The following is a 4,126-nucleotide window of genomic DNA, read 5'->3' on the forward strand; positions in this document are numbered from 1 at the left end:
CACATTCCGTCCAACAAAATGGGATTGTTTTCATTGATGAAATTGACAAGATTTGCGCCCGATCCGATCGACATGGAGCTGACGTCAGCCGCGAAGGGGTCCAGCGCGATTTATTGCCGCTGATCGAGGGGACAAACGTTGCCACAAAACATGGAAATGTTAAAACCGATCATATTTTGTTCATCACATCAGGAGCGTTTCATTTGGCAAAACCATCTGATCTGTTACCCGAACTTCAGGGACGCTTGCCCATTCGGGTGGAACTCAAGGCGCTGACAAAAGATGATTTTGTCCGCATCCTGACAGAACCAGAGGCCAACTTGATTCATCAAACCAAGGCTTTGCTAAGCACCGAGGAAGTCACGTTGACCTTTACGCCCGAGGCGATCGATGAAATTGCCGTTTTGGCAGCCGAGCTTAATCAAAGCGTGGAAAATATTGGTGCCCGACGATTGCATACGATTTTGGAAAAATTGATGGAGGAGATTAGTTTTGATGCCAGCGAAAACAAAGGACAGGTCATAGAAATAAGCGTCGCCGATGTCCGCCAGAAAGTCAGCCCCCTGGCAAAGGATCACGATTTATCGAAGTTTATTTTGTAGGGGAGAAAGATTTTTCACCCCGTGGGTTTTTGATCCACAGGGTGAAAAGAAAACGTTATCGATGACTATTTTACAGGGGCCACAGTCACTGTTGTGGTTCCAGCAGCTGCATCCACAGCAACAGTTGTAGTCTCTGTTGGAATTGTTGTTGGCACAGCAGCGGAAACAGGCGCACCCTGAACCTTAACATCCTCGTGAACTTTAACATCGTGGGCCTTGGCATGATGCGTTAATCGTCCGCTAAAGCTTTTTGCTTTTCTTAATATTTGGTTGGTTTCGTCCGAAATTTTTCCGGCCATTACATGCCCCTTATTGCTCTTATTGAAAGCAATAAATGCTGTTGCATCATCCAACATTGCTTTAAAGGCGATCTGGTTGTCCCCTTTGAAGGATCCGGCATTTTCCATAAGTTTCGCCAGCTTTTCTTCTTGTCTTTTTATATCGCCTTCAATTCCATTCTTGGATTTTGCAGCGCTCTCTGCGGCTTGCAGTCTATTCTTTACTATGTCATAAGAACGATTAACGCGTGTTTCAGGATCGGTATACGCGTTGATTGCGTCCAGCCATCTTTTGGCACTTTGTTCTTGTAAATCGCAGAATGCCTTGTTTTCTGGTTGGGCATTTTTATCTTGCTCAAGGACATCCTTTTGCAACTTATCCAATTTTGCAACATAATAAGCCTTATCATGGCGCACAGAACCATGGCGGGAAGAAGCTGCAGCAACCATCGCCTCAGGAGCGGTCATTACTGGCACCACGACTGCGCTGGTGGAATCATGGGCCGGGGTTGATGTTGGCGCTGAAACAGCAGCATTAGCCGCCTCTACGAAACCAGCAGAAACAAGCAAAGCAAGCGATAAAAGTCTTGTTTTCTGAGAAACTGACAAAGAGCATTTTTGCATTCTAAGGATCCTTCTTTGAGTGATATGTTTAAAAAATTACATCAAATTTTACTAAAATAATTGTAAACAATGCAGACAAAACACGCAATCACATTATGAAGAGGGCCCAAGATAAGCTAAACCCACTTACAAAAATCCTTAATAATGACCATGATTACTTCCCATAATATGAGAAAAATAATAACGATTTCCAAGAAAGACGCATGGGTATGCTTTAGTTCATTGGATAAAATTTCATAAAGATCGTGGATCACATCCAAACGACGGTTCAAAATATCCAGCCGGGTTGTGATATCCATGTAACTGGACGCAAGGTGATAATACGGTTCGTACCGCGGACGACGCCAGAAAAATTCCGGTGTGTCGAGGATATCACTGTGCAGGTTTATTGAATTTCTTTCCGTAAAAAGCAATCCAATCCCCTGGGCCAATTTCTTGCGCGAAAGCGAAATTTTTCCCTTTTCCGCAAGCTCCGCCGATAAGTACCGCGTATTTTCAATCGTTTGATCCACAGATGCTTCAAAGGCAGCAAGCTTTACCGATTGTGAAAGCCCATAAGACAAAGCCAACTTAACCAACACATCGTCGGATTCAAGAATGATTTTATCTTCTTCTTCATTGATGGCTGTCTCGTCCCCCAATTCGAACGTCGATGAATCATCGTGTGTTCTGTGAATAAGCGGACTACCCTCGTATGCCTTTAGTTTTTCCAGGTATTGATTTTCTTCTTCCTCCGTCGTTCCCCAAAATGTCACGCATCCAAAGTGAAAGCAAAAAATCTCCCCCCCTTCTTGATCGTCACCATTATGAACATGAATAACATTTCCATAAAATTTAGGATCGAATCCTTCATTTCTGAAGTACTTTGCTAGTTCGTCTATATTGTAACTGTCTGCCGTACAGTAAGAAGCGCAGCGCATAAAGCACCATTTTATTTATGTTAGGTAAGCTGCATTATGTCAACCTATTGAACAGAAAACAAGCGTTATGGTGTTTTTATTAAAAAAGCAAACCTTGACCTTGGGCAAGATTAACTGTAGAATCATCCGTAAAGTTGCGTAAAAGAACACACAAAAGGAGCCTTAATGGCAAACCATAAGTCCGCAGAAAAATCCATTCGCCGTACAGAAACACGTACAGCTATCAATAAAAGCCGCATGACACGCATCAGAACGTACGTGAAAAAGGCCGAGCAGATTATCGCCCTGGGCGCAAAAGCACAGATCGACAGCACCGAAGCAAGATCCATCTTGACGAATGCCGAAAGCGAATTAATGCGCGGCGTTACGAAGGGTGTTTTGCACAAAAATATGGTTGCTCGCAAGGTTTCGCGCCTGACAAAGCAATTCAAAACACTCTCTTTGATCTAACATTGCGCAAGCAATAAAATTTTAAAGCGTATCATTATGACTGTTCACACAACAGATGTCGTTGTTATAGGGGCTGGCCCGGTCGGCCTCTTCTCTGTTTTCGAATGTGGAATGCTAGGGCTGAAATGTCATGTCTTTGACGCCCTGGACCGTGTTGGGGGGCAATGTGCAGCATTATACCCAGAAAAACCCATTTACGACATCCCGGCGCATCCACACGTTACCGGTGCTGAATTGGTCGAGAATTTGCATCAACAAGCGCTGTCATTTCAGCCCGTTTTTCATTTAGGCGAACAAGTCAGTGATATCGCGTGTCTTGATGCCGATGGGAAAAAATGGCGCGTTTCAGGAACAAAAGGAACCGAAGTTGAAGCAGAAGCAATCATTATTGCAGCCGGCGTCGGAGCCTTTGGACCGAATCGCCCACCCCTAGCAGGAATTGAGGATTTCGAAAAAGAATCCGTTCATTATTGTGTTAATTCGCGGGAAAGCTATCGCGGCAAACATATTGTGATCGCCGGTGGCGGGGATTCAGCTGTTGATTGGGCGTTGTCCTTGCAAGAAATAGCCGCTAGCGTTTCTGTTGTTCATCGCCGCCCAAAATTCCGCGCTGCACCCGATAGCGAATCCAAACTTAAGCAATTAAGTGCGGCTGGTAAAATCGATCTTGTCGTTCCCTATCAGCTGTCCGCATTGTCGGGGCAAAATGGGCGACTAGAATCCGTTGTGGTTGAATCCCTTAACGGAGAAAAAAGATCCCTTAGGGCGGATGTCCTGCTACCATTTTTTGGTTTATCGATGGATTTGGGACCTATTACCAATTGGGGGCTGGAAACTTCGGATGGTAACATAGCCATCAATCAGGCTACCGCGGAAACGAATCGACCTGGTATTTATGCCATTGGTGATATTGCAACGTATCCCCATAAACTAAAATTGATCCTGGTGGGATTCGCAGAAGCAGCACAGGCCGCCCACGCGATTCGACATTTTTTACGCCCAGAGGAAACGGTTCATTTTGAATATTCGACGACAAAGGGTATGCCCATAGGCGTTTAACTGCACCCCCCATTTTTGTTACCGATTATTTTGTTACAGTATTAAGGTTTTGTTAGTTGAGTAGAGGAAGCCAATCACTCAAGCTTCCCCCCTCCTCAGAACCGGACTTGCCCAATTAAGGCATCCGGCTCCCGATTCAATAATGGGCCATAACACCTCTGTCGGTCTTACCCAGAATCGATACCGTCTTATA

5 protein-coding genes are annotated in these 4,126 nt (G+C 44.8%); 3 read left to right on the forward strand and 2 right to left on the reverse strand.

All coding sequences use genetic code 11. The features are described from left to right. Nucleotides 1-602: AAA family ATPase (locus NTX76_04135; protein ID MCX7338450.1), on the forward strand; the 602-nt coding region annotated here is incomplete at its 5' end. A gap of 65 nt (nt 603-667) precedes the next feature. Here the strand turns inward: NTX76_04135 and NTX76_04140 are convergent. Then, nucleotides 668-1,504: a hypothetical protein gene (locus NTX76_04140; GenBank protein ID MCX7338451.1), complete on the reverse strand. Its 837-nt coding sequence runs from the start codon at nt 1,502-1,504 to the stop codon at nt 668-670. A 116-nt stretch (nt 1,505-1,620) separates the two neighbouring features. Then, nucleotides 1,621-2,424 carry an RMD1 family protein gene (locus NTX76_04145; GenBank protein MCX7338452.1) on the reverse strand — a complete coding sequence of 268 codons (804 nt, stop codon included), beginning with the start codon at nt 2,422-2,424 and terminating at the stop codon, nt 1,621-1,623. A gap of 165 nt (nt 2,425-2,589) precedes the next feature. On the opposite strand from NTX76_04145, the gene rpsT reads away from it, so the two are divergent. Beyond that, the gene (gene rpsT, locus NTX76_04150) at nt 2,590-2,874 is read left to right on the forward strand and encodes a 30S ribosomal protein S20 (protein MCX7338453.1); all 285 of its coding nucleotides are present in this window, start codon (nt 2,590-2,592) and stop codon (nt 2,872-2,874) included. A 36-nt stretch (nt 2,875-2,910) separates the two neighbouring features. After that, entirely contained in the window at nt 2,911-3,933 is a 1,023-nt protein-coding gene (locus tag NTX76_04155; protein ID MCX7338454.1) for an NAD(P)/FAD-dependent oxidoreductase, read from the forward strand. Nucleotides 3,934-4,126: the final 193 nt, after the last annotated feature.

It is taken from the genome of Alphaproteobacteria bacterium, from assembly GCA_026400645.1.
GTDB lineage: Bacteria > Pseudomonadota > Alphaproteobacteria > Paracaedibacterales > CAIULA01 > JAPLOP01.

What these genes read in the sequence shown, in the direction of transcription:
- NTX76_04140 (MCX7338451.1), bottom strand. Translation starts at nt 1,504, where the DNA reads ATGCAAAAATGCTCTTTGTCAGTTTCTCAGAAAACAAGACTTTTATCG.
- NTX76_04145 (MCX7338452.1), bottom strand. Translation starts at nt 2,424, where the DNA reads ATGCGCTGCGCTTCTTACTGTACGGCAGACAGTTACAATATAGACGAA.
- rpsT (MCX7338453.1), top strand. Translation starts at nt 2,590, where the DNA reads ATGGCAAACCATAAGTCCGCAGAAAAATCCATTCGCCGTACAGAAACA.
- NTX76_04155 (MCX7338454.1), top strand. Translation starts at nt 2,911, where the DNA reads ATGACTGTTCACACAACAGATGTCGTTGTTATAGGGGCTGGCCCGGTC.